Annotated in this window: 21 protein-coding genes; 11 read left to right on the top strand and 10 right to left on the bottom strand. The window is 59.5% G+C overall.

The window, feature by feature from the left end; genetic code table 11:
• The first annotated feature begins 22 nt into the window (after window positions 1-22).
• From murA to hisC, 4 genes are all read left to right on the top strand, one after another.
• Complete coding sequence (gene murA, locus AC07W5_RS10835; protein WP_494995176.1) at window positions 23-1288, top strand: UDP-N-acetylglucosamine 1-carboxyvinyltransferase; 1266 nt, start codon at window positions 23-25, stop codon at window positions 1286-1288.
• Window positions 1289-1425: 137 nt separating this feature from the next.
• A complete protein-coding gene (gene hisG, locus AC07W5_RS10830; RefSeq protein ID WP_494995175.1) occupies window positions 1426-2061 on the top strand; it encodes an ATP phosphoribosyltransferase in 636 nt (211 codons plus the stop codon).
• A 169-nt stretch (window positions 2062-2230) separates the two neighbouring features.
• Entirely contained in the window at window positions 2231-3562 is a 1332-nt protein-coding gene (gene hisD / locus AC07W5_RS10825) for a histidinol dehydrogenase (protein WP_494995174.1), read from the top strand.
• Window positions 3559-4611 carry a histidinol-phosphate transaminase gene (gene hisC / locus AC07W5_RS10820; RefSeq protein ID WP_494995173.1) on the top strand — a complete coding sequence of 351 codons (1053 nt, stop codon included), beginning with the start codon at window positions 3559-3561 and terminating at the stop codon, window positions 4609-4611. Before hisD ends, hisC begins: the two co-directional genes overlap by 4 nt.
• A gap of 49 nt (window positions 4612-4660) precedes the next feature.
• Here the strand turns inward: hisC and AC07W5_RS10815 are convergent, their stop codons facing one another.
• The 3 genes from AC07W5_RS10815 to algW form a co-directional block, all read right to left on the bottom strand.
• The gene (locus tag AC07W5_RS10815; RefSeq protein WP_495023330.1) at window positions 4661-5389 is read right to left on the bottom strand and encodes a DUF4198 domain-containing protein; all 729 of its coding nucleotides are present in this window, start codon (window positions 5387-5389) and stop codon (window positions 4661-4663) included.
• 12 nt (window positions 5390-5401) lie between these two features.
• On the bottom strand, window positions 5402-7507 hold the full coding sequence (locus tag AC07W5_RS10810) for a TonB-dependent siderophore receptor (RefSeq protein ID WP_495023329.1): 2106 nt from the start codon (window positions 7505-7507) through the stop codon (window positions 5402-5404).
• An 84-nt stretch (window positions 7508-7591) separates the two neighbouring features.
• On the bottom strand, window positions 7592-8746 hold the full coding sequence (gene algW / locus AC07W5_RS10805; protein ID WP_494995170.1) for a Do family serine endopeptidase AlgW: 1155 nt from the start codon (window positions 8744-8746) through the stop codon (window positions 7592-7594).
• A 102-nt stretch (window positions 8747-8848) separates the two neighbouring features.
• Here algW and AC07W5_RS10800 point away from each other — a divergent pair, with 102 nt between their 5' ends.
• The 3 genes from AC07W5_RS10800 (at window position 8849) to cysN (ending at window position 12573) form a co-directional block, all read left to right on the top strand.
• Entirely contained in the window at window positions 8849-9607 is a 759-nt protein-coding gene (locus AC07W5_RS10800; RefSeq protein WP_495010243.1) for a Nif3-like dinuclear metal center hexameric protein, read from the top strand.
• A 135-nt stretch (window positions 9608-9742) separates the two neighbouring features.
• The gene (cysD, locus tag AC07W5_RS10795; protein WP_494995168.1) at window positions 9743-10660 is read left to right on the top strand and encodes a sulfate adenylyltransferase subunit CysD; all 918 of its coding nucleotides are present in this window, start codon (window positions 9743-9745) and stop codon (window positions 10658-10660) included.
• 14 nt (window positions 10661-10674) lie between these two features.
• Window positions 10675-12573, top strand: a complete 1899-nt coding sequence (gene cysN / locus AC07W5_RS10790) for a sulfate adenylyltransferase subunit CysN (RefSeq protein WP_494995167.1) — start codon at window positions 10675-10677, stop codon at window positions 12571-12573.
• Window positions 12574-12761: 188 nt separating this feature from the next.
• Here cysN and yihG read toward each other — a convergent pair whose 3' ends face one another.
• The 3 genes from yihG to AC07W5_RS10775 all read right to left on the bottom strand — a co-directional run bounded on the left by yihG (window position 12762) and on the right by AC07W5_RS10775 (window position 16140).
• On the bottom strand, window positions 12762-13670 hold the full coding sequence (gene yihG, locus AC07W5_RS10785; RefSeq protein ID WP_495023328.1) for a 1-acylglycerol-3-phosphate O-acyltransferase, YihG family: 909 nt from the start codon (window positions 13668-13670) through the stop codon (window positions 12762-12764).
• Window positions 13671-15770 carry a phosphate acetyltransferase gene (gene pta / locus AC07W5_RS10780; protein ID WP_494995165.1) on the bottom strand — a complete coding sequence of 700 codons (2100 nt, stop codon included), beginning with the start codon at window positions 15768-15770 and terminating at the stop codon, window positions 13671-13673.
• A gap of 61 nt (window positions 15771-15831) precedes the next feature.
• Window positions 15832-16140 carry a DUF3565 domain-containing protein gene (locus tag AC07W5_RS10775; protein WP_494995215.1) on the bottom strand — a complete coding sequence of 103 codons (309 nt, stop codon included), beginning with the start codon at window positions 16138-16140 and terminating at the stop codon, window positions 15832-15834.
• Here AC07W5_RS10775 and AC07W5_RS10770 point away from each other — a divergent pair.
• From AC07W5_RS10770 to AC07W5_RS10760, 3 genes are all read left to right on the top strand, one after another.
• Window positions 16139-16624, top strand: a complete 486-nt coding sequence (locus tag AC07W5_RS10770) for an FKBP-type peptidyl-prolyl cis-trans isomerase (RefSeq protein ID WP_020297166.1) — start codon at window positions 16139-16141, stop codon at window positions 16622-16624. The genes AC07W5_RS10775 and AC07W5_RS10770 overlap by 2 nt on opposite strands.
• A 134-nt stretch (window positions 16625-16758) precedes the next feature.
• Window positions 16759-17241 (top strand): glutathione peroxidase, encoded by a 483-nt coding sequence (locus tag AC07W5_RS10765; protein WP_495010244.1) that lies wholly within the window; start codon window positions 16759-16761, stop codon window positions 17239-17241.
• Between the two features lie 235 nt (window positions 17242-17476).
• The gene (locus AC07W5_RS10760; RefSeq protein WP_495023327.1) at window positions 17477-18580 is read left to right on the top strand and encodes an NADH:flavin oxidoreductase; all 1104 of its coding nucleotides are present in this window, start codon (window positions 17477-17479) and stop codon (window positions 18578-18580) included.
• Window positions 18581-18640: 60 nt separating this feature from the next.
• Here AC07W5_RS10760 and AC07W5_RS10755 read toward each other — a convergent pair whose 3' ends face one another.
• Both AC07W5_RS10755 and cysZ read right to left on the bottom strand, forming a co-directional pair.
• Window positions 18641-19861 carry a glycosyltransferase family 4 protein gene (locus AC07W5_RS10755; protein ID WP_495023326.1) on the bottom strand — a complete coding sequence of 407 codons (1221 nt, stop codon included), beginning with the start codon at window positions 19859-19861 and terminating at the stop codon, window positions 18641-18643.
• Window positions 19862-19902: 41 nt separating this feature from the next.
• Window positions 19903-20658, bottom strand: coding sequence for a sulfate transporter CysZ (gene cysZ, locus AC07W5_RS10750; RefSeq protein WP_495023325.1), 756 nt, complete (start codon window positions 20656-20658; stop codon window positions 19903-19905).
• Between the two features lie 306 nt (window positions 20659-20964).
• Between cysZ and trxB the strand changes: the two genes are divergently transcribed.
• On the top strand, window positions 20965-21927 hold the full coding sequence (gene trxB / locus AC07W5_RS10745; protein ID WP_494995160.1) for a thioredoxin-disulfide reductase: 963 nt from the start codon (window positions 20965-20967) through the stop codon (window positions 21925-21927).
• Window positions 21928-22095: 168 nt separating this feature from the next.
• Here trxB and AC07W5_RS10740 read toward each other — a convergent pair whose 3' ends face one another.
• Window positions 22096-22434, bottom strand: coding sequence for a HopJ type III effector protein (locus AC07W5_RS10740; protein WP_495010248.1), 339 nt, complete (start codon window positions 22432-22434; stop codon window positions 22096-22098).
• The gene (locus AC07W5_RS10735; protein WP_495023324.1) at window positions 22427-22723 is read right to left on the bottom strand and encodes a DUF1244 domain-containing protein; all 297 of its coding nucleotides are present in this window, start codon (window positions 22721-22723) and stop codon (window positions 22427-22429) included. Before AC07W5_RS10735 ends, AC07W5_RS10740 begins: the two co-directional genes overlap by 8 nt.
• Window positions 22724-22787: the final 64 nt, after the last annotated feature.

Below are 22787 nucleotides of genomic sequence, written 5' to 3'. Positions count from 1 at the left end.
GCCCAAGGGCGTCGAGATTCTTATGGATAAATTGATTATTACCGGCGGCATTCGTCTTGATGGCGAAATTCGCATCTCCGGGGCAAAGAACTCTGCCCTGCCGATTCTGGCTGCAACCTTGCTCTGCGATGGTCCTGTAACCGTCGCCAACCTGCCGCACCTGCACGACATCACCACCATGATCGAGCTGTTCGGTCGCATGGGCATTGAGCCGGTGATCGACGAAAAACTCAGCGTTGAAATCGATCCGCGTACCATCAAGACCTTGGTCGCACCGTACGAACTGGTGAAAACCATGCGTGCCTCGATTCTGGTGCTGGGGCCGATGGTTGCCCGTTTCGGTGAAGCCGAAGTCGCGCTGCCTGGCGGTTGCGCCATTGGCTCGCGTCCGGTCGACCTGCACATCCGTGGCCTCGAAGCCATGGGCGCAACCATCGAAGTCGAAGGCGGCTACATCAAGGCCAAGGCGCCTGAAGGCGGCCTGCGCGGTGCGCACTTCTTCTTCGATACCGTCAGTGTGACCGGTACCGAAAACATCATGATGGCTGCCGCGCTGGCCAACGGTCGCAGCGTGCTGCAAAACGCCGCCCGCGAGCCCGAAGTCATCGACCTGGCGAACTTCCTGAACGCCATGGGTGCCAAGATCTCCGGTGCCGGCACTGACACCATCACCATCGATGGCGTGGAGCGTCTGCACCCGACGATTTACAAAGTGATGCCTGACCGCATCGAAACCGGTACCTACCTGGTGGCTGCTGCTGTCACGGGCGGCCGCGTGAAGGTCAAGGACACCGATCCGACCATCCTTGAAGCCGTACTGGAAAAACTCAGGGAATCGGGTGCCGAAATTACCACCGGTGAAGACTGGATCGAACTGAACATGCACGGCAAGCGGCCAAAAGCCGTCAACGTGCGTACTGCTCCGTACCCGGCGTTCCCGACCGACATGCAGGCGCAGTTCATCTCGCTCAACGCCATTGCCGAAGGCACTGGTGCGGTGATCGAGACCATCTTCGAAAACCGCTTCATGCACGTGTATGAACTGCACCGCATGGGTGCCAAGATCCAGGTCGAAGGCAACACCGCGATCGTTACCGGCACCGAGAAGCTTAAAGGCGCGCCAGTCATGGCCACCGACCTGCGGGCTTCGGCCAGTCTGGTCATCTCGGCACTGATCGCCGAAGGCGACACGCTGATCGACCGCATCTACCACATCGACCGTGGTTACGAGTGCATCGAAGAGAAGCTGCAGATGCTCGGCGCCAAGATTCGCCGCGTACCGGGCTAGTTTCTTGCGTCATGGGCACATGGAGGTGCCCGATAGTTGGTTTCGTTTCAAGTCGAGCCTGTAATGTTCAGGTTCGATGTTTGTCCGGCGCCGTTTGTGACCGGGCATAAGTATCCTGATAAGGACTTACGTTTCCCATGTTGACCATCGCACTGTCCAAGGGCCGCATTCTCGATGACACTCTGCCGCTTCTGGCTGAAGCGGGCATTGTACCGACCGAGAATCCGGACAAGAGCCGCAAGCTGATCATCCCCACGACCCAGGCCGATGTGCGCTTGCTGATCGTGCGCGCTACCGATGTGCCGACCTACGTCGAGCATGGTGCCGCCGATCTCGGTGTGGCCGGTAAAGATGTGTTGATGGAGTACGGCGGCCAAGGCCTGTACGAGCCATTGGACCTGCAGATTGCCCAATGCAGGCTGATGACCGCTGGTGCCATTGGCGCGGTTGAGCCCAAAGGCCGGCTACGGGTGGCGACCAAGTTCGTCAACGTTGCCAAGCGTTACTACGCCGAACAGGGCCGTCAGGTCGACATCATCAAGCTTTACGGCTCGATGGAACTGGCTCCGTTGATCGGTCTGGCGGACAAGATCATCGACGTCGTAGACACTGGCAACACGTTGCGGGCCAATGGCCTGGAGCCTCAGGAGTTGATCTCGATGATCAGTTCCCGTCTGGTGGTCAACAAGGCCTCCATGAAAATGCAGCACGCCCGTATCCAGGCGCTGATCGATACCCTGCGCAAAGCGGTAGAGTCGCGACACCGCGGCTGACCCATCCGCGCGACCCCGGTCGCGCCCATCTATCCGTGTCATAGCCAGAATTCTCAGGTGCCCACGCGGATGGCTTGGTAGTCTTGCGGCGCCTGAGATTTGCAAAACCCAGCTTTGCAAAACCAAGCTTTGCCCATTTGAGCATTCGCCAATTATTGAGGCCCTCGCTATGACCGCTCCCACTGCAATTCGCCGACTCAACGCTGCTGACCCGGATTTCGCGCATCATCTGGATCATCTGCTGAGCTGGGAAAGTGTGTCTGACGACTCGGTCAATCAGCGGGTGCTGGATATCATCAAAGCCGTGCGCGAACGCGGCGACGCGGCGCTGGTGGAATTCACCCAGCGCTTCGACGGCCTTGAAGTGACATCGATGGCCGATCTGATTCTGCCCCGTGAGCGTCTGGAGCTGGCCCTGACCCGGATCACCGTGCCCCAGCGTGAAGCGCTGGAAAAAGCTGCTACGCGAGTACGCAGCTACCACGAAAAACAGAAACAGGATTCCTGGAGCTACACCGAGGCCGACGGCACGGTGCTGGGCCAGAAGGTCACGCCGCTTGACCGCGCCGGTCTGTACGTCCCCGGAGGCAAGGCTTCCTATCCGTCTTCGGTGTTGATGAACGCGATCCCGGCCAAGGTCGCGGGCGTGACCGAAGTGGTCATGGTCGTACCGACCCCGCGCGGTGAAATCAATGAACTGGTGCTGGCCGCAGCCTGCATCGCCGGTGTTGACCGGGTATTTACCATCGGTGGCGCCCAGGCCGTTGCCGCCTTGGCTTATGGCACCGAAAGTGTACCCAAGGTCGACAAAGTCGTCGGCCCGGGCAACATCTATGTGGCCACCGCCAAGCGCCACGTGTTTGGTCAGGTCGGTATCGACATGATTGCCGGCCCGTCCGAGATTCTGGTGGTCTGCGACGGTCAGACCGATCCGGACTGGATTGCCATGGACCTGTTTTCCCAGGCTGAGCACGACGAAGATGCCCAGGCCATTCTGATCAGCCCGGATGCCGGGTTCCTCGACAAGGTGGCGGCGAGTATCGCCAAACTGCTGCCGACCATGGAACGCGCCGAAATCATCGAGACCTCGATCAACGGCCGTGGTGCGTTGATTCAGGTTCGCGACATGCAGCAAGCCATCGACGTGGCCAACCGCATTGCCCCGGAGCACCTGGAGCTGTCGGTCGCCGATCCGCAAGCCTGGTTGCCGCAGATCCGCCATGCCGGTGCAATCTTCATGGGCCGTCACACCTGCGAGGCCTTGGGCGACTATTGCGCCGGTCCCAACCACGTGTTGCCGACTTCCGGCACTGCGCGTTTCTCCTCGCCGCTGGGGGTGTATGACTTCCAGAAGCGTTCGTCGATTATTTTCTGTTCGCAGGCGGGCGCTTCCGAACTGGGCAAAACCGCTTCAGTGCTGGCCCGCGGCGAGTCCCTGACTGCCCACGCCCGCAGCGCGGAATACCGGATCGTTACCAATGAAGAGGGGAAACAAGCATGAGTAAATTCTGGAGTCCCTTCGTCAAGAATCTGGTGCCTTACGTGCCGGGTGAGCAGCCGAAGCTGGCGAAACTGGTCAAGCTCAACACCAACGAAAATCCTTATGGTCCATCGCCTAAAGCCTTGGCGGCGATGCAGACCGAATTGAACGACAACCTGCGTCTGTATCCGGATCCGAACAGCGACCTGCTCAAGCAAGCCGTTGCCAAGTACTACGGGGTGCAGAGCAATCAGGTGTTCCTCGGCAACGGTTCCGATGAAGTGCTGGCCCATGTTTTCCACGGCTTGCTCCAACACGATCAGCCGCTGCTGTTTCCGGACATCAGCTACAGCTTCTATCCGGTGTACTGCGGCCTGTACGGTATGGCATTCGAAGCGGTGGCGCTGGATGAGCAGTTTCAGATTCGCGTCTCGGACTATGCCAGGCCTAACGGCGGGATCATTTTCCCCAATCCGAATGCGCCAACCGGTTGCCTCTTGGCGCTGGACGCGGTCGAGCAAATCCTCAAGGCCAGCCCGGACTCAGTAGTCGTTGTCGACGAGGCCTACATCGACTTCGGTGGCGAGACGGCGATCAGTCTGGTGGATCGTTATCCGAATCTGCTGGTGACTCAGACACTGTCCAAGTCGCGTTCCCTGGCGGGTCTGCGGGTCGGTCTGGCGGTCGGTCATGCGGATTTGATCGAGGCGCTGGAGCGGATCAAGAACAGCTTCAACTCCTACCCGCTGGATCGTCTGGCGATCGTCGGCGCGGCAGCCGCGTTCGAGGATCGTGAGCACTTCGACAAGACCTGCAAGCTGGTTATCGACAGTCGTGAACACGTGGTTGAGCAATTGCAGGCAAAGGGTTTTGAAGTGCTGCCGTCGGCGGCGAACTTCATCTTCGCCCGTCATCCGCAACACGACGCGGCAGGCCTGGCGGCCAAGTTGCGTGAGCAAGGCGTGATCGTGCGCCACTTCAAGCAGGAGCGAATCGCTCAGTTCCTGCGCATCTCCATCGGCACGCCAGAGCAGAACCAGGCGTTGCTGGACGGCTTGGGCGACCTGTAGTTGGTTTTGATTGATCGTTCCCACGCTCCGCGTAGGAACGATCTTTGCCTTACTCGTGATGCGCTTCACCCAAAAACGTCAGTGAACTGAACAATCCCCGCGACGCCACATCGGCATTGTCTTTCAGCGGGATTTCCACCTGCGCTGCAATCACATTCAGCCCTTCATTACGCACCAGCACCTGTGCCCGACCTTCGGCATCCGTTTCGGTACTCAGGGTGTTCGGCGCGTTGCGATAATCGCCAATCAACTTCACCCCGGCCGCAGGTCTGCCATCGAGCAGCACGCGCACCGGCAGTGACTGGCCCGGGCCGACGGTGAGCGGATCGACTTCCGGCAGGATCAGCAGTTTGATCTGATCCAGCTTCGGCAACCTGGCCCCCGGCTGATAAATCGCCAGGCTGTATTTGAAGGTCTGGGTCGAGGCGATCGCTCCCGGTACTTTGCTGCGTCCCTGATTGACCCATTGCTTGTCAGCGGTCTGCGACCACATACCGTTATCCAGCGCCACGGCCAGCACGGCGGGCGGCTTGAGTGGTTGAAGGCGCGCATGATCGGCCAAGCGTTGTACGGTGACCGGGATCATCTTGCCTGCGACGTCATAGGCCCAGGCACCGCTGATTTTCTGCGCTTTGAAGGCATTGTCCTCGGCGCCATGGCCGTAGATGACTTCGACATTACCACGGCGTTGTTCGGTCCACAGGCCGTGGGCCGAGACATGAGTGGCGAACAACGCGCCGAGCAGACCCAGCAGAGCCAGTGTTTTTGGTTGTTGCATGGCGGTTCCCTTTTACAGATTGAGTGTCAGGCTGACGGTGAAATTGCGCGGCTCGCCGGGGTTGACCCAGTAATTACTGTAGGAGCGCTCGTAATATTTCTCGTCGAAGAGGTTGTTCAGATTCAGCCCCACGGTGACGTTTTCGCTGGTCTTGTAATGGGCCAGCAGGTCGACGGTGTGGTAGGCGGGCAGTTCGAAATCGCCACCGGCTTCGCCTGAGCGGTCACCCACATAGGTGAGCGCCGCGCCGACATCGGCGCCGCGCATCGGGCCATCCTGAAATACATACACGCCCAACAGACTGCCGCTGCGTTTGGCTACACCGAGAATCCGGCTGCCGGTGGGGATCGCTTTGTCGCCTTTTGTGACCTCGGCATCGATATAGGCGAAAGCACCGATCACTCGCACGGCGTCACTGAGTTGCCCGGTGACTTGCAGGTCAATGCCCTGGCTGCGGCCCTTGCCCATGGCGCGATAGTTGTCGGTGGCCGGGTCAAGGGTCAGAACGTTTTCTTTCTCGATGTGGAAAGCGGCGAGGGTGGTGCTCAGGCGATCGTCGAACAGCTCGCTCTTGATACCGGCTTCATAGCCGACGCCTTCCTCTGGATCGAAGGATTTGCTGCTGACATCCAGGCCGTCGTTCGGTTTGAACGAGGTGGACGCATTGGCGAACAGGCCGACTTGCGGTGTCAGTTGGTAGAGCAGGCCCGCGCGTTGGGTCAGAGCGTCATGGGTTTGCCGGGTACTGGCGTTCCTCGTGAAGTCGTCGATCTTCTGTTCGAAGTGCTCCAGGCGAACGCCGAGCATGCCTCGCAGACGTTCGCTGAAGACGATCTGGTCTTGCAGGTTCAGCGCCTGGCTTTCGACATGTTCGAAGAAGTCTGTGCCCGAGCGCGCACCATCGGGTTTCGGCTGGCCGTAAACCGGGTTGTAGATATCGATGGCATACGGGCTACCGGCGATAGTGGTGACCCGTTCATTCTTGCGGTAGTTCTCGTATTCGCTGCCGATCAGCAGCTCGTGCTGCCAATTGCCGATCTCGAACAGACCGCGTAGTTCAAGCTGGGTAATGCTGTCGTGCCAGTCGCTATCGCGCTCCCGGTAGCGACGGTTGACGGTGTGCTGATCGGCGTTCAGCGGGCGGGCTTCCGAGGCGAAACCCCAGAGTTTGCCCTGCTTGTAATGACTGGCCAGGCGCAGTTTCCAGGCATCGTTCAAATGATGTTCGAGCGCGGCCTGGAGCATGTTGTTGTGGTTATCAATGTCATCGTCGTTGGGCTCGCCGAGGAAGGTAGAGCGCGATACACCGCTCCACGTGTTGTTCGGTGCAACGATGCCGCGATCGAATGTCGAGCTGTGGCGTACGAATTCACTTTCCACCAGCAGGCTGGTATCCGGGTCGGGTTGCCAACTGAACGACGGCGCGACGAACACCCGCCGACTGTCGACGTGATCGCGCAAGCTGTGGTTGTCTTCTACCGCGAGGTTGACCCGGGACAGCACATTGCCTTGCTCGTCGAGGGGGGTGTTGACGTCCATTGCACTACGGTAGCGATCCCAACTGCCGGTGCTGGTTTGCAACGTCGTGAAGGCTTCGGGTTGCGGTTTTTTGGTGACGATATTCACCGTGCCGCCGGGATCGCCACGACCATACAGGCTGGCTGCCGGCCCTTTGAGTACTTCGATGCGCTCGATGTTGGCGGCATCCGGTGTGCTTGGGAAACCGCGGTTGGCGCTAAAGCCGTCCTTGTAGAACTGCGAAGTGGTGAAGCCGCGCACGCTGTATTCGTAGAGGGTCAGGCCACCGAAGTTGTTTTGTTTCGAGACGCCGCCGGCAAACTCCAGGGCGCGTTCGACGCTGGTGCTGCCCAAATCCTTGAGCACGCTGGCGGGGATCACACTGATGGACTGCGCAATATCCCGAATGGCCGTATCGGTTTTGCTCGCGCTGGAGGAACGAGTGGCGCGATAGCCCTTGACCGGGCCGGTGGGGGATTCGTAGTCGGCGGTGACGCTGATGGCGTCGAGTTCCAGCGGTTGTGGTTCTTCGGCGAAGACCGGATCCCCCAGCAGACCAAGGGCCAGGCCTGCCAGGGAAGCAGTTTTGCGAGACGTCATGACATCGTTCCAATAGCAATATTGAAACAATATAACATGACCAATGAGAATGTATGCTTTTAGCCCGGCGAGCCGGGCTGGCGCTTACTGCTCTTCTTTGACGGGCGCTGGCGGCGGACGCAGACCGATTTCCGCCGTGAGCTTGAGATCCTGGCCGTTGCGGATGACCTGGATGGTGACCTTGTCGCTCGGCTTGATCCGCGCCACCTGGTTCATCGAGCGGCGCCCGTCACCGGCCGGTTCGCCGTCGATGCTGAGGATCACATCGCCCAGTTGCAGACCGGCTTTCTGCGCCGGGCCATCACGGAAAATTCCGGCGACCACAATGCCCGGACGTCCGGAGAGGCCAAAGGATTCCGCCAGTTCCTGAGACAGCGGCTGTACTTCGATGCCGAGCCAGCCACGGATCACCTGGCCGTGCTCGATAATCGACTTCATCACTTCCATGGCCAGTTTGATCGGGATGGCAAACCCGATGCCCTGAGAGCCGCCGGATTTGGAGAAGATCGCCGTGTTGATCCCGGTCAGGTTGCCATTGGCGTCTACCAGTGCACCGCCCGAGTTACCGGGGTTGATCGCGGCGTCGGTCTGGATGAAGTCTTCGTAGTTGTTCAAACCCAGCTGATTGCGCCCGGTGGCGCTGATGATGCCCATAGTGACGGTCTGGCCGACGCCGAACGGGTTGCCGATGGCCAGCGCGACGTCGCCGACGCGGATGTTTTCGGAGCGGCCGACGGTGATCGAGGGCAAATTCTTCAGATCGATTTTCAGGACCGCAAGGTCGGTCTCCGGATCACTGCCGATCACTCGGGCCAGGGTTTCGCGGCCATCCTTGAGGGCCACCACGATTTGGTCAGCGCCGGTGGTAACGTGGTTGTTGGTCAGCAGGTAGCCTTCCGGGCTCATGATCACGCCCGAGCCGAGGCTGGACTCCATGCGCTTTTGCTTGGGTGCGTTGTCGCCGAAAAAGCGCCGGAACTGGGGATCCTCGAACAGCGGATGAGCGGGTTTGTTGATCACCTTGGTGGTGTACAGATTGACCACCGCAGGCGCGGCAGTGACCACCGCATCGGCGTAGGACACAGGCCCCTGCAGGGTGCTGGTGGTTTGCGGAGCTTGCTGCAGGTTGACGTCAAGGCTTGGCAGCCCGACCCATTGCGGGTAACGCTGAATAATCAGCAACGCGATAAGCACGCCGGCCAACAGCGGCCAGCCAAAAAAACGCAGCGCCTTGAGCATTAAGCAAGTCCTGAGAGGTTACGAAGGACCGCATACGGCCCATAATGTCGCGCATTATAGAGGCGCGCGAGCGCCTCTGAACGGGATATTTAGGAGTCTTTTATGGCCGTCGCCCTGAGCACCCTGGTAGAAGAAGCGGACCGTTACCTCGGCAGTTCGCGGATTGCCGATTACTGCCCCAACGGTTTACAGGTCGAAGGCCGGCCGCAGGTCATGCGCATCGTCAGCGGCGTCACCGCCAGTCAGGCGTTGCTGGACGCCGCAGTGGAGGCCAGGGCTGATCTGGTGCTGGTGCATCATGGCTACTTCTGGAAGGGCGAGAACCCGTGCATTACCGGGATGAAGCAGCGCCGGCTGAAGACCTTGCTCAAGCACGACATCAGCCTGCTGGCGTATCACCTGCCACTGGACCTGCATCCCGAGGTCGGCAATAACGTGCAGCTGGCGCGTCAACTGGACATCACGGTCGAAGGCCCGCTGGACCCGGAAAACCTCAAGGTGGTCGGCATGGTCGGGTCCTTGGCCGAGCCTGTGACCGCGCGTGATTTTGCCCGTCACGTGCAGGAAGTGATGGGCCGCGAGCCGCTGTTGATTGAGGGCAGCGAGATGATTCGGCGTGTCGGCTGGTGCACCGGCGGAGGCCAGGGTTATATTGATCAAGCGGTATTGGCCGGTGTCGATCTGTACCTGAGCGGTGAAGCTTCGGAGCAGACCTTCCACAGCGCCCGGGAAAACGACATCAGCTTTATCGCCGCCGGTCACCACGCCACCGAACGCTATGGTGTGCAGGCGCTGGGGGATTACCTGGCGCGGCGTTTTGCGCTCGAGCACATCTTTATCGATTGCCCGAATCCGATTTGAACGCTCAAACAGGCGGGTATATTCATATACCGTTTCGATCTACTTGGTGTCCTCAATAGAAGCGGACGCTGTGCTAGCATGCCCCGCTCGAACACGGCCCGCTGGCCGTCCATAAGATCGTTTTCGTGAGTAGCCATGGTCGACAAACTGACGCATCTGAAACAGCTGGAGGCGGAAAGCATCCACATCATCCGCGAGGTCGCCGCCGAGTTCGATAACCCGGTGATGCTGTACTCCGTCGGTAAAGACTCCGCTGTAATGCTGCACCTTGCGCGCAAGGCATTCTTCCCCGGCAAGCTGCCGTTCCCGGTGATGCACGTCGACACCCAGTGGAAATTCAAGGAGATGTACAGTTTCCGCGACCGCATGGTCGAAGAACTGGGCCTGGACCTGCTGGTGCACGTCAATCCGGAGGGTATAGCGCAGGGCATCAACCCGCTGACCCACGGTAGCGCAAAGCACACCGACATCATGAAGACCGAAGGCCTCAAGCAGGCTTTGGACAAATACGGCTTCGACGCCGCTTTCGGTGGCGCCCGTCGCGACGAAGAGAAGTCTCGTGCCAAAGAGCGCGTGTATTCCTTCCGTGACAGCAAGCACCGCTGGGACCCGAAAAACCAGCGCCCCGAGTTGTGGAACGTCTACAACGGCAACGTCAACAAAGGCGAGTCGATCCGGGTATTCCCGCTGTCGAACTGGACCGAGCTGGACATCTGGCAGTACATCTACCTTGAAGGTATCCCGATCGTGCCGCTGTACTTTGCCGCCGAACGCGATGTCATCGAGATGAACGGCACGTGGATCATGATCGACGACGAGCGTCTGCTCAATCACCTGAGCGATGAAGACAAGGCTCGCATCGTCAAGAAGAAGGTCCGTTTCCGCACACTTGGCGACTACCCGTTGACGGGCGCGGTCGAGTCCGAGGCCACCAGCCTTACCGACATCATTCAGGAAATGCTCCTGACGCGAACTTCCGAGCGCCAGGGCCGGGTCATCGATCACGATGGCGCCGGTTCCATGGAAGAAAAGAAACGTCAGGGCTATTTCTAAACAGGGTGTCTCACATGTCGCATCAATCTGAATTGATCAGCGAGGACATCCTCGCCTATCTGGCCCAGCACGAACGCAAGGAAATGCTGCGCTTTCTCACCTGTGGCAACGTCGACGACGGCAAGAGCACCCTGATCGGGCGTCTGCTGCACGACTCCAAGATGATCTACGAAGATCATCTGGAAGCCATCACCCGCGATTCGAAGAAAGTCGGCACCACGGGCGACGATATCGATCTGGCATTGCTGGTCGATGGCCTGCAGGCCGAGCGCGAGCAGGGCATCACCATCGATGTCGCCTACCGTTATTTCTCGACCGCCAAGCGCAAATTCATCATCGCCGACACCCCCGGCCATGAGCAGTACACCCGCAACATGGCCACCGGCGCATCGACCTGCGACCTGGCGATCATTCTGGTGGACGCCCGTTACGGCGTGCAGACCCAGACCCGTCGCCACAGCTTTATCGCCTCGTTGCTGGGCATCAAGCACATCGTTGTCGCCATCAACAAGATGGACCTCAACGGCTTCGATGAAACCGTGTTCGAGTCGATCAAGTCCGATTACCTGAAGTTCGCCGAAGGCATCGCGTTCAAGCCGACCACTATGGCGTTTGTCCCGATGTCGGCGCTCAAGGGCGACAACGTGGTGAACAAGAGCGAGCGTTCGCCCTGGTACACCGGTCAATCGCTGATGGAGATTCTCGAAACCGTCGAAATTGCCAGTGACCGCAACTACGCCGACTTGCGTTTCCCGGTGCAGTACGTCAATCGTCCGAACCTGAATTTCCGTGGTTTCGCCGGTACCCTGGCCAGCGGCATCGTGCACAAAGGCGATGAAGTCGTGGTTCTGCCGTCGGGCAAGAGCAGTCGCGTCAAATCCATCGTCACCTTTGAAGGCGAGCTGGAACACGCAGGCCCAGGTCAGGCGGTGACGCTGACCATGGAAGACGAGATCGATATCTCCCGTGGCGACTTGCTGGTGCATGCCGACAATGTCCCGCAAGTGACCGACGCTTTCGACGCCATGCTGGTGTGGATGGCTGAAGAGCCGATGCTGCCGGGCAAGAAATACGACATCAAACGTGCTACCACGTACGTGCCGGGTTCGATCACCAGCATCGTCAATCGCGTCGATGTGAACACCCTGGCCGAAGGTCCTGCCAGCGCGTTGCAGCTGAACGAGATCGGTCGGGTGAAGATCAGCCTCGATGCAGCCATTGCGCTGGACGGTTACGACAGTAACCGTACCACCGGTTCGTTCATCGTCATCGACCGTTTGACCAATGGCACTGTCGCAGCGGGCATGATCATCGCCCAGCCTCTGGCTCATGACAGCGTCACTCATCACGGCAAACTGGCTCATGTTGCCACCGAAGAGCGTGCCCAGCGCTTCGGCCAGCAACCGGCCACCGTGCTGTTCAGCGGCCTGTCCGGTGCCGGCAAAAGCACATTGGCCTATGCGGTTGAACGCAAATTGTTCGACATGGGCCGTGCGGTGTTCGTACTCGATGGCCAGAACCTGCGTCATGACCTGAACAAAGGTTTGCCGCAGGATCGCTCCGGGCGTACCGAGAACTGGCGTCGTGCGGCTCACGTCGCGCGTCAGTTCAACGAAGCCGGCCTGCTGACGTTGGCGGCGTTCGTCGCACCGGATGCCGAAGGTCGCGAACAGGCCAAGGCGCTGATCGGCGGCGATCGTTTGCTGACTGTCTATGTCCAGGCTTCGCCGACGGTCTGCGCCGAGCGTGATCCGCAAGGCTTGTACGCGGCGGGCGGGGACAACATCCCTGGCGACTCCTTCCCGTACGACGTGCCGCTGGACGCTGACCTTGTGGTCGACACCCAGTCGCTGTCGCTGGAAGAGTGTGTCAAGCAAGTACTGGAACTGCTGCGTAACCGCGGCGCGATCTAAGCTTCACGCGCACTGAAAAGCCCGCAACCGAGTGATCGGTTGCGGGCTTTTTGTTGATCCGGGATTGATCGTTCCCACGCTCTGCGTGGGAATGCCGCCTTGGACGCTCCGCGTCCTCTTCAGCTGTGACGCAGAGCGTCACGGGATGCATTCCCACGCGGAGCGTGGGAACGATCATGTACAGGCGGTCAGCGTTTGCTCGGATACTCCAGATGCATCTGCGCCAGCAATGCATCCTTGTTTTCCCACAGCACATTGATCCACTGCTGAAACTCCAGGCGGTACTCATCATCCTGGTCGTAGTTCTTGCCGATGAATTGCGCTGGAATCCGTACTTCCTCGAAATGCACCACAAGGTCATTCACCTTGCCGCACAGCAAGTCCCAATAACCGGGACGCCCGGCCGGGTAGTGGATGGTGACGTTGACGATCGACTCCAGCTGTTCGCCCATGGCATCCAGCACAAAGGCGATGCCGCCGGCCTTGGGCTTGAGCAGGAAGCGCAACGGTGAGTTTTGCTGTGCGTGTTTGCCTTCGGTGAAGCGCGTGCCTTCGACGAAGTTGAAGATACCGACAGGATTGTCGCGAAACTTCGCGCAAGTCTTGCGGGTGGTTTCCAGGTCTTTGCCTTTCTTTTCCGGGTACTTGGCCAGATAGGCCTTGGAGTAGCGCTTCATGAACGGGAAGCCCAGCGCCCACCAGGCCAGACCGATCACCGGGACCCAGATCAACTCCTGCTTGAGGAAGAACTTCAGCGGACGGATACGCCGATTCAGCACGTACTGCAGCACCATGATGTCGACCCAGCTCTGATGATTGCTGGTGATCAGGTACGAGTGCTGATAGTCCAGGCCATCAAGGCCGCTGAGGTGCCAGCGAGTCCGACGCAGCAGGTTCATCCAGGCTTTGTTGTTGCTGATCCAGGCTTCGTGGATATGGCTCATCAGCCAGTCGGTGAAGCGTTGGGCGGCCGGGAACGGCAGCAGCAGTTTGACGATTGCCACGATAAACAGCGGGGTGCAGCAGGCAATAGTGTTCAGCGCCAACAGCAGCGAGGCGATCACGCCGCGCACCGGTGCGGGTAGAAAATCCAGCATTTAGAGGTCCAGAGGTCGGTTGGCGGCTTGAATCGCAGTCAGGGCAATGGTGTAGACGATGTCGTCGACCTGAGCGCCGCGCGGCAAATCGTTTACCGGTTTACGCAGGCCTTGCAGCATCGGTCCGAGGCTGACGCAATCGGCACTGCGCTGCACGGCTTTGTGGGTGGTGTTGCCGGTATTCAGGTCGGGAAAAATGAACACCGTTGCCCGACCGGCCACCTGACTGTTCGGCGCCAATTGCCGAGCCACGACTTCGTTGGCCGCGGCGTCGTACTGTAACGGGCCGTCGATCAGTAGCGAGTTCTGCGTTTCATGGGCGAGCAAGGTGGCTTCGCGGACTTTCTCGACTTCTTCACCGCTGGCCGACTCGCCACTGGAATAGCTGAGCATCGCCACCCGGGGGGTGATGCCGAATGCCGCGGCGGAGTCGGCGCTTTGCAGCGCAATCTCGGCCAGTTCGCTGGCGCTCGGGTGCGGGTTCATGATGCAGTCGCCGTAAACCAGCACTTCTTCCGGGAACAGCATGAAAAACACCGACGAAACCAGCGTGCAGCCGGGCGCGGTCTTGATCAGTTGCAGGGCCGGACGAATGGTGTTGGCGGTGGAGTGAATGACCCCGGATACCAGCCCGTCGACCTCATCGAGCGCCAGCATCATGGTGCCGATCACCACGGTGTCTTCCAGTTGCTGCTCGGCCATCGGGGCGTTGAGGCTTTTGGTTTTGCGCAGTGCGACCATTGGTTCGACATAGCGCTGACGGATCAGGTCCGGATCGAGAATCTCCAGGCCTTCAGGCAACTCGATGCCTTGGGCGCGCGCGACTGCCTGCACGTCCTCGGGCTTGGCCAGTAACACGCAGCGAGCGATACCGCGAGCCTGGCAGATCGCCGCCGCCTGTACGGTCAAGGGTTCGCTGCCTTCAGGCAGGACGATGCGTTTGTTGGCAGCCTGGGCGCGCTGGATCAATTGATAGCGGAACACTGCCGGCGACAGACGCATTTCCCGTGGCGTGCCACAGCGCTGATGCAACCAGTTTGCGTCCAGGTGGCTGGCGACGAAGTCAGTGATGATCTCCGCACGTTCGCGGTCGTCGATCGGGATTTCCTTGTTCAAGCCGTTCAACTGGTTGGCGGTGTCGTAGGAGCCGGTACTCACCGACAGTACCGGCAGACCGGCCTGCAAGGCGCCTCGGCAGAGGTCCATGATTCGTGGGTCGGGCAGGGTGTCGCTGGTCAGCAACAGGCCGGCCAGCGGCACGCCGTTCATTGCCGCGAGGCTGACGGCGAGGATGATGTCGTCGCGATCGCCGGGGGTCACCACCAGCACGCCTGGCTTGAGCAGTTCCACGGTGTTGCGCATGGTGCGAGCGCAGATGATGATCTTGGTCATGCGCCGGGTTTCGTAGTCGCCGGCGTTGAGCACTTGAGCGCCCATCAGGTCCGCTACGTCGCGGGTGCGTGGGGCGTTCAGTTCAGGCTGGAACGGGATGCAGCCGAGCAGACGGAAATCGCCGCTGCGCAGCAACGGCGAATGCTCTTTCAGGCGAGCGGCGAAGGCCTCCATGCTTTCATCGGTGCGGACCTTGTTGAGGATCACGCCGAGGACTTTCGGGTCTTTCGGACCGCCGAATAGCTGCGCCTGCAACTCGACCCGACCGGACAGTTCGGTAAGCACTTCGTTTTCCGGTGCCGAGACCAGAATCACTTCGGCATCCAGGCTTTTCGCCAGATGCAGGTTGACCCGGGCGGCGTAACTGGCGCTGCGGGTTGGCACCATGCCTTCGACGATCAGCACGTCTTTGCCAATCGCGGCCTGCTGGTAAAGGGTGATGATTTCTTCCAGTAGCTCATCGAGTTGACCATCGCCAAGCATTCGCTCGACGTGGGCCAGGCCCAGCGGCTGCGGCGGTTTCAGACCGTGGGTGCGGGCCACCAGTTCGGTGGAGCGTTCAGGCCCGGTGTCGCCGGGGTGCGGCTGGGCAATTGGCTTGAAGAAACCGACTTTCAGCCCGGCCCGTTCAAGGGTACGCACCAGCCCGAGGCTGATAGAGGTCAGACCCACACCAAAATCGGTGGGCGCGATAAAAAAAGTTTGCATGCGGATTCTCTGGAGGTGCATGGCAAGGGTGAACGCCTATGACTGGCCTTCTACCGATATTTCAGACGTCAAGGTTATCGCTAACCGAGCCTTGAGCGCACCAACCGCAGTCAAAGGGTTGGCCTATTTTTTCCTGACGTCGCGCAGGATCCATTACCCAGGCTCGGGATTGCCACGGTGGCTGGTGGCGAAGGTGCTGGGTATGGCCGCAGGAAAGCTCGGCAACCCAGTGTCCGTCCTCGTCTTGATGGAAGCCATCGATCGTCGATCCTTTCGAAGCGGGCCGTCTGTCCGGGTTCCGTTCGCTTTCGGGCGATTGCTTCGCTAAACTTGACCGTTCTTCATTCTTTTGCAAAAGGTCTCGCCCCATGCTGATCGCTGCCAATAAGGCTGTCTCTATCGACTATACCCTGACCAACGATGCTGGTGAGGTCATCGACAGCTCCGCCGGCGGCGCGCCGCTGGTTTACCTGCAAGGCGCAGGTAACATCATCCCGGGCCTGGAAAAGGCTCTGGAAGGCAAGAAAGTCGGTGATGAACTGACTGTTGCCGTAGAACCTGAAGATGCCTACGGCGAATACGCTGCCGAACTGGTCAGCACGCTGAGCCGCAGCATGTTCGAAGGCGTCGACGAACTGGAAGTGGGCATGCAGTTCCACGCTTCCGCTCCGGACGGCCAAATGCAGATCGTCACCATCCGCGATCTGGACGGCGACGACGTTACCGTCGACGGCAACCACCCGCTGGCTGGTCAACGCTTGAACTTCCAGGTCAAAATCGTTGATATCCGCGACGCCAGCCAGGAAGAAATCGCCCATGGTCACGTCCATGGCGAAGGTGGTCATCACCACTGATTTTCTGCGCTAAGCTCGGATCGCTGGAGAGGCGCCCGAGGGCGCCTTTTTAGTCTTCGGCTGTTCGCGGCTGCAAAGCGGTTGTACTGTCGAGTGGCTATTTCGAGAAGAACACGGGAAATTTGGAGTCCGTCATGAGTGCTTTTCACGACCTTAATCTAAAAGCTTTGGATGGCCAGGACCTGCCTCTCGCGCCCTTCAAGGGGCACGTCGTACTGGTGGTCAACGTCGCCTCCAAATGTGGTTTGACGCCACAATACGCGGCGCTGGAAAACCTCTACCAGCAATACAAGGACCAAGGCTTCAGTGTGCTGGGTTTGCCGTGCAATCAATTTGCCGGGCAGGAACCAGGTACTGAACAGGAGATCCAGGAGTTCTGTAGCCTCAACTATGGCGTAACGTTTCCGTTGTCCAGCAAGCTGGAAGTGAACGGGCATGATCGTCATCAGCTGTACCGTCTGTTGGCGGGCGAGGGCGCGGAATTCCCCGGTGACATCACCTGGAACTTCGAAAAATTCCTCCTGGGTAAAGACGGTCGCGTGCTGGCGCGTTTTTCGCCACGTACGGCTCCCGATGATCCAGCCGTGGTTCAGGCGATCGAGAAAGCCCTGAGCTGAGCATTGCAACAAGAAGTGCCGGGCATCAGCGCCCGGCCAGTTTCACCCCCCGCCTTTCGGATGTTTCGCACTTCCACTCTTTCGCCAGCTTTTGCACCTTAATCACGTTGATCAATAGTGCTGGGCGATTCTCTCGATGAACAATATTATAGCCATCATAAGGCGTTCGATCGGCCGCTAATCCGCGTCGATGCGCTGACCTTTGATTCGAGCCCGCTTTCTTGTGGAGTGCCGCATGCCTGTTCAAGCCTTGTTCAAACCGTTTCAGCTCGGAACACTTCAACTGCCGACCCGAGTGGTGATGGCACCGATGACCCGTTCGTTTTCCCCGGGTGGCGTGCCGAACTCAAAAGTGATCGAGTATTACCGTCGTCGCGCCGCGGCCGGCGTGGGCCTGATCATCACTGAGGGCACGACGGTCGGTCACAAGGCTTCCAACGGTTATCCCAACGTTCCGCATTTCTATGGTGAAGTCGCGCTGGCCGGCTGGAAGAAGGTTGTCGATGCGGTGCACGCCGAGGGCGGCAAGATCGTTCCACAACTCTGGCACGTCGGCAGTGTGCGACGTATCGGCACCGAGCCGGATGCCAGCGTGCCGGGCTATGGCCCTTCGGAAAAACTCAAGGACGGTCAGCTCGTCGTTCACGGTATGACCAGGCAAGACATTGATGACGTCATCGCCGCGTTCGCCCAGGCCGCCAAAGATGCTCAGAGTATCGGCATGGACGGTGTGGAGATCCACGGTGCCCACGGTTATCTGGTGGATCAGTTCTTCTGGGAAGGCAGCAACCAGCGCACCGATGAATACGGCGGCAGCCTGGCCAATCGTTCACGTTTTGCCATTGAGTTGATTCAGGCCGTGCGCGCTGCGGTCGGCCCGGGCTTCCCGATCATCTTCCGTTTCTCCCAGTGGAAGCAGCAGGACTATACCGCCCGCCTGGTACAAACCCCGGAAGCCTTGGGTGAGTTCCTCAAGCCATTGTCCGATGCCGGCGTGGATATCTTCCATTGCTCGACGCGACGTTTCTGGGAGCCGGAGTTCGATGGTTCCGAGCTGAACCTGGCCGGCTGGGCTCGCAAGCTCACCGGCAAGCCGACCATCACCGTAGGCAGCGTGGGCCTGGATGGCGAGTTCCTGCAGTTCATGGTCAACACCGACAAAGTTGCTCAACCGGCGAGCCTGGGAAAACTGCTGGAGCGTCTGGGCAACGATGAATTCGATCTGGTTGCAGTCGGCCGTGCACTGTTGGTCGACCCGGACTGGGCGTTGAAGGTTCGCGAAGGCCGCGAGCAAGACATCCTGCCGTTCAGCCGTGAGGCGTTGATGAGCCTGGTTTAAGCGGCGACCAGGCTGACACCATATCGCGGGCAAGCCTCGCTCCCACAGGATTTGGGTCGATCACAATAATTTTGATCTCGCCGGACCTTGCAGGAGCGAGGCTTGCCCGCGGTGCTCTTCCTGGCAAGCCCCGCGCAACTGGCCTTCAAACTGTTCGATGACCGTTGCCCAACCTTGCCGGCTGGCGTGCTGGCGTGCATTGAGCCGTACCCGACGCAAGGTTTCGCGCTCTTCCAGCAGCCAGATGGCAGCATCGCAGAACGCGTCTTCGTCGCCGGGCATGGCGAGTACGCCGTTGTAACCATGTCGAATGTGTTGGGCCGCCGCTGCTTGATCGTAAGCCACCACCCCCAATCCCGACGCCAGGGCTTCGAGCACCACGTTGCCGAAGGTTTCGGTCAGGCTTGGAAACAGAAACAGGTCCCCCGACGCATAGTGGCTGGCTAATGCTTCCCCACGTTGCGAGCCGCAAAAAATCCCTTCCGGCAATTCCTTCTCCAGCGTCGCGCGTTGTGGTCCTTCACCAATCACGATCAGTTTCATCCGCTGCTGTGGATAAGTGGTCTGCAAGGCATCGAAACTACGCTTGAGCAATCCGAGGTTTTTCTCTGACGCCAGGCGTCCTACGTGAATGACTGCAATATCGTCGTTACCCAGGCCCCAGGTTTCCCGCAGCGCGTTCAGGCGTTTGGCCGGGTTGAACAGCTGGTTGTCCACGCCACGCGAGAGCAGTGCCAGGCGCTCGAAGTGCCGACGTTCCAGCTCCAGGCGTTGGCTGGTGCTGGGCACCAGAGTCAATTTTGAACGGTTGTGGAACCAGCGCAAATAATGAGTCAGCAGCCGGGTTATCAGACTGAGGCCGTACTGGTTGGAGTACTGCTGAAAATTGGTGTGAAAACCACTGACCACCGAGATACCCAGGCGTCGAGCGGCCCGCAGTGCAGACAAACCCAGTGGCCCTTCAGTGGCGATGTACAGCACATCGGGGCGATGGCGCTGCCAGCGACGCAGCAATTTGTGCATCGAGGAGTGCCCCCATTGCAGGCCGGGGTAGCCGGGCAACGGCCAACCGCGACAGAGCAGCAGTTGCTCGTCACTCGGCCGGCTCTGGTCACAGTCCTGACGCGGCCGGACCAGTTCGACCTGATGTCCGCGCGCGCGCAAACCATCGAAAAAGCGGCCAAGCGTATTGGCCACGCCGTTGATTTCCGGAGGGAAGGTTTCGGTGATCAGAGTGATACGTAGAGCTGTCGTCATGGCCTCAGTGTCGGCTGAGGCCATGTCGTCATTGTGTCGCTGGGATGATGGATTTGTGACGGTGCTCAGGCTTGCCTGACCACCAGGTTTTCCGCGCCGCGCTCGCGGACCCAGAACAAGGTCGCCCCAGCCACGGCGGCGGGCATCATCAGGATGTTCACCACCGGAATCAGCAACGCCAGATAGACGATGCCGCCAAAACTCATGCTCTGCCAGCGCTTCTCGCGCAGCCAGGCAAGCATCTCGTTCCAGCCCAACTGGTGGTTGTCCGCCGGGTAGTCGATGTACTGGATTGCCATCATCCACACGCCGAACAGCAGCCACAGCGGTGCGGCGATCACGTTGACCACGGGAATGAACGAGAGGATGAACAGGCCAATGGTTCGCGGCAGGAAATAGCCGAGCTTGCGCATTTCCCGGGCCAGAGTGCGCGGGACCATGGCGATCAACTCGCGCCAGCTGAATGACGGGAAGTCGTCGGTGCCGCGCACCACCACTTCGACTTTCTCCGCGAGAAAACCGTTGAAGGGTGCAGCGATGACGTTAGCCAGCAGGGTGAAGGTGAAGAACACCATCAGCGCCACCAGCACCACGAACAGCGGCCAGAGGATGTAGCTGAGAAAACTCAACCAGTGCGGCAATGAAGGCATCAGCGCATCGACCCACAGGCTGAACTGATGACCGGCCAGGTAGATCAATCCGACGAACAGCACCAGGTTGATCGCCAGGGGTAACAGGACGAACAAACGCAGGCGGGGGCTTAAGACCAGCTTCAGGCCTTCGCGCAGGTATTGCGGGCCAGACAGAGCGGGGGCGGGCATAGCGTGTTCCTTGCGATGAGAAAACTTGCCGACCTTAACGGCTTTGCTCCCTAGGCGAAAGCGCAGTAATTGTGTCGACATTAACTGTAACAAAGGCGCCCTCAGTCAGGACTGTTGCAGATAGAGACCGCCTATGAGCTGGATTGTTAATCCGTATTTCCTTAATCTTCGCCCCCTCGATACGCTGCACCCATTATTTTCAGGACTGTCTCGCTTCCCCAAGTGCTTTCACAGTCCTTTTTTTATTCCAGCCGGTTTTCCGGCGTTCCGCGCCAGATGCCCAGGGCCGGTCAATAGGAGTGAGTCATGTCTGATGTACGTCATTCGCGAGTGATTATTCTCGGTTCCGGCCCTGCCGGTTACAGCGCTGCGGTCTATGCCGCTCGTGCCAACCTCAAGCCGCTGCTGATCACCGGCATGCAGGCCGGCGGTCAGCTGACCACCACCACCGAAGTCGACAACTGGCCGGGCGACGTCCATGGCCTGACCGGCCCGGCGTTGATGGACCGTATGCGTGAGCATGCTGAACGCTTTGAAACCGAAATCGTGTTCGACCACATCAACGCAGTCGACTTTGCGGCCAAGCCTTACACCTTGACCGGTGACAGCGCCACCTACACCTGCGACGCGCTGATCATCGCCACTGGCGCCAGCGCTCGTTACCTGGGTCTGCCTTCAGAAGAAACCTTCATGGGCAAAGGCGTTTCGGCCTGCGCTACCTGCGATGGTTTCTTCTATCGCAACCGTGAAGTCGCTGTGGTCGGTGGCGGCAATACCGCCGTTGAAGAAGCGCTGTACCTGGCCAACATTGCCAGCAAGGTCACGCTGATCCACCGTCGCGAAACCTTCCGCGCCGAGAAGATCCTGATCGACAAACTGCACGCGCGGGTTGCCGAGGGCAAGATCGTCCTAAAGCTGAATTCGACCCTTGACGAAGTGCTGGGCGACAACATGGGCGTGACCGGTGCGCGTCTGAAGAACAACGATGGCAGCTTCGACGAGCTGAAAGTCGATGGCGTGTTCATTGCCATCGGCCACACCCCGAACACCTCGTTGTTCGAAGGTCAGCTGACATTGAAAGACGGCTACCTGGTGGTTCAGGGCGGCCGTGAAGGCAATGCCACTGCGACCAGCATCGAAGGTATCTTTGCTGCTGGTGACGTGGCTGACCACGTTTACCGTCAGGCGATCACTTCGGCAGGTGCCGGCTGCATGGCCGCACTGGACGCAGAGCGTTATCTGGACGACCTGCAGAACGCCAAGTTCTGAGTCTGATGAAATGAAAAAACCGGCCTTGGCCGGTTTTTTCATGTTCGCAGTTCATTGAGCATTCCCACGCTCCGCGTGGGAATGCAGCCCCGGACGCTCCGCGTCCATTGCGGAGCGTCCAATGAGACATCCCCCACGCAGAGCGTGGGAACGATCATCCATCTTGAATTAGCGGCGTTGCAGAGGCTGCGCCGCGAACTTCACACCCGCCAGACCATGAGCCATCAACGCCCGGATATTGCCGTGGTCGGTGCCATCCGGGGTCGCTACGACCGAGCGGTAGTGCTCGCCGAACGCCAGCAAGGCTTCCTCGTCGCTCAAACCTTCCAGCAGCGCCAGGCCCAGGGTCTTGCACGAACCTTCGTTCTGCCCAGCAGCATTTTCTACGCCGCCGTTGTTGAAGGCTTGTGGCTGGTAATCGTAGCCAGCGGCGATAAACGCCAGGGTCTCGGCAAAGGCGTGTTCGTCGCTTTTGAGGCTGGCGCGCAGGGTGTTCAGATCAGTCATGGGTTTTTCCTTTGGCAAACGCCGCTTGTTGTTCGGCGTTGGCTTCTTGCTGGTATTGGGCTTTCCACTCGGCGTACGGCATGCCGTAAACCACCTCGCGGGCGTCGTCGAGGCTGACCTCGATCTGGCGTTCATCGGCCTCGGCCTTGTACCACTTGGACAGGCAGTTACGGCAGAAGCCGGCGAGGTTCATCAGGTCGATGTTTTGCACATCCTTGCGGCTGTCCAGGTGCGCGACCAGGCGGCGGAAGGCGGCGGCTTCGAGTTCCAGGCGTTGTTGCTCGGTCATGATGGGCTCTGTGCGATCTATCGTGGCGCGGATGATAAAAGCCTGGCGGACAATTGGCCAGACG

This window comes from Pseudomonas sp. GW821-FHT01E05, assembly GCF_059422425.1.
This window is presented reverse-complemented; position numbering and strand designations above follow the sequence as displayed.

Excerpts from the sequence above, each read along its gene's own strand:
- murA (WP_494995176.1), top strand. The coding sequence starts at position 23 with ATGGATAAATTGATTATTACCGGCGGCATTCGTCTTGATGGCGAAATT.
- hisG (WP_494995175.1), top strand. The coding sequence starts at position 1,426 with ATGTTGACCATCGCACTGTCCAAGGGCCGCATTCTCGATGACACTCTG.
- hisD (WP_494995174.1), top strand. The coding sequence starts at position 2,231 with ATGACCGCTCCCACTGCAATTCGCCGACTCAACGCTGCTGACCCGGAT.
- hisC (WP_494995173.1), top strand. The coding sequence starts at position 3,559 with ATGAGTAAATTCTGGAGTCCCTTCGTCAAGAATCTGGTGCCTTACGTG.
- AC07W5_RS10815 (WP_495023330.1), bottom strand. The coding sequence starts at position 5,389 with ATGCAACAACCAAAAACACTGGCTCTGCTGGGTCTGCTCGGCGCGTTG.
- AC07W5_RS10810 (WP_495023329.1), bottom strand. The coding sequence starts at position 7,507 with ATGACGTCTCGCAAAACTGCTTCCCTGGCAGGCCTGGCCCTTGGTCTG.
- algW (WP_494995170.1), bottom strand. The coding sequence starts at position 8,746 with ATGCTCAAGGCGCTGCGTTTTTTTGGCTGGCCGCTGTTGGCCGGCGTG.
- AC07W5_RS10800 (WP_495010243.1), top strand. The coding sequence starts at position 8,849 with ATGGCCGTCGCCCTGAGCACCCTGGTAGAAGAAGCGGACCGTTACCTC.
- cysD (WP_494995168.1), top strand. The coding sequence starts at position 9,743 with ATGGTCGACAAACTGACGCATCTGAAACAGCTGGAGGCGGAAAGCATC.
- cysN (WP_494995167.1), top strand. The coding sequence starts at position 10,675 with ATGTCGCATCAATCTGAATTGATCAGCGAGGACATCCTCGCCTATCTG.
- yihG (WP_495023328.1), bottom strand. The coding sequence starts at position 13,670 with ATGCTGGATTTTCTACCCGCACCGGTGCGCGGCGTGATCGCCTCGCTG.
- pta (WP_494995165.1), bottom strand. The coding sequence starts at position 15,770 with ATGCAAACTTTTTTTATCGCGCCCACCGATTTTGGTGTGGGTCTGACC.
- AC07W5_RS10770 (WP_020297166.1), top strand. The coding sequence starts at position 16,139 with ATGCTGATCGCTGCCAATAAGGCTGTCTCTATCGACTATACCCTGACC.
- AC07W5_RS10775 (WP_494995215.1), bottom strand. The coding sequence starts at position 16,140 with ATGGGGCGAGACCTTTTGCAAAAGAATGAAGAACGGTCAAGTTTAGCG.
- AC07W5_RS10765 (WP_495010244.1), top strand. The coding sequence starts at position 16,759 with ATGAGTGCTTTTCACGACCTTAATCTAAAAGCTTTGGATGGCCAGGAC.
- AC07W5_RS10760 (WP_495023327.1), top strand. The coding sequence starts at position 17,477 with ATGCCTGTTCAAGCCTTGTTCAAACCGTTTCAGCTCGGAACACTTCAA.
- AC07W5_RS10755 (WP_495023326.1), bottom strand. The coding sequence starts at position 19,861 with ATGGCCTCAGCCGACACTGAGGCCATGACGACAGCTCTACGTATCACT.
- cysZ (WP_495023325.1), bottom strand. The coding sequence starts at position 20,658 with ATGCCCGCCCCCGCTCTGTCTGGCCCGCAATACCTGCGCGAAGGCCTG.
- trxB (WP_494995160.1), top strand. The coding sequence starts at position 20,965 with ATGTCTGATGTACGTCATTCGCGAGTGATTATTCTCGGTTCCGGCCCT.
- AC07W5_RS10740 (WP_495010248.1), bottom strand. The coding sequence starts at position 22,434 with ATGACTGATCTGAACACCCTGCGCGCCAGCCTCAAAAGCGACGAACAC.
- AC07W5_RS10735 (WP_495023324.1), bottom strand. The coding sequence starts at position 22,723 with ATGACCGAGCAACAACGCCTGGAACTCGAAGCCGCCGCCTTCCGCCGC.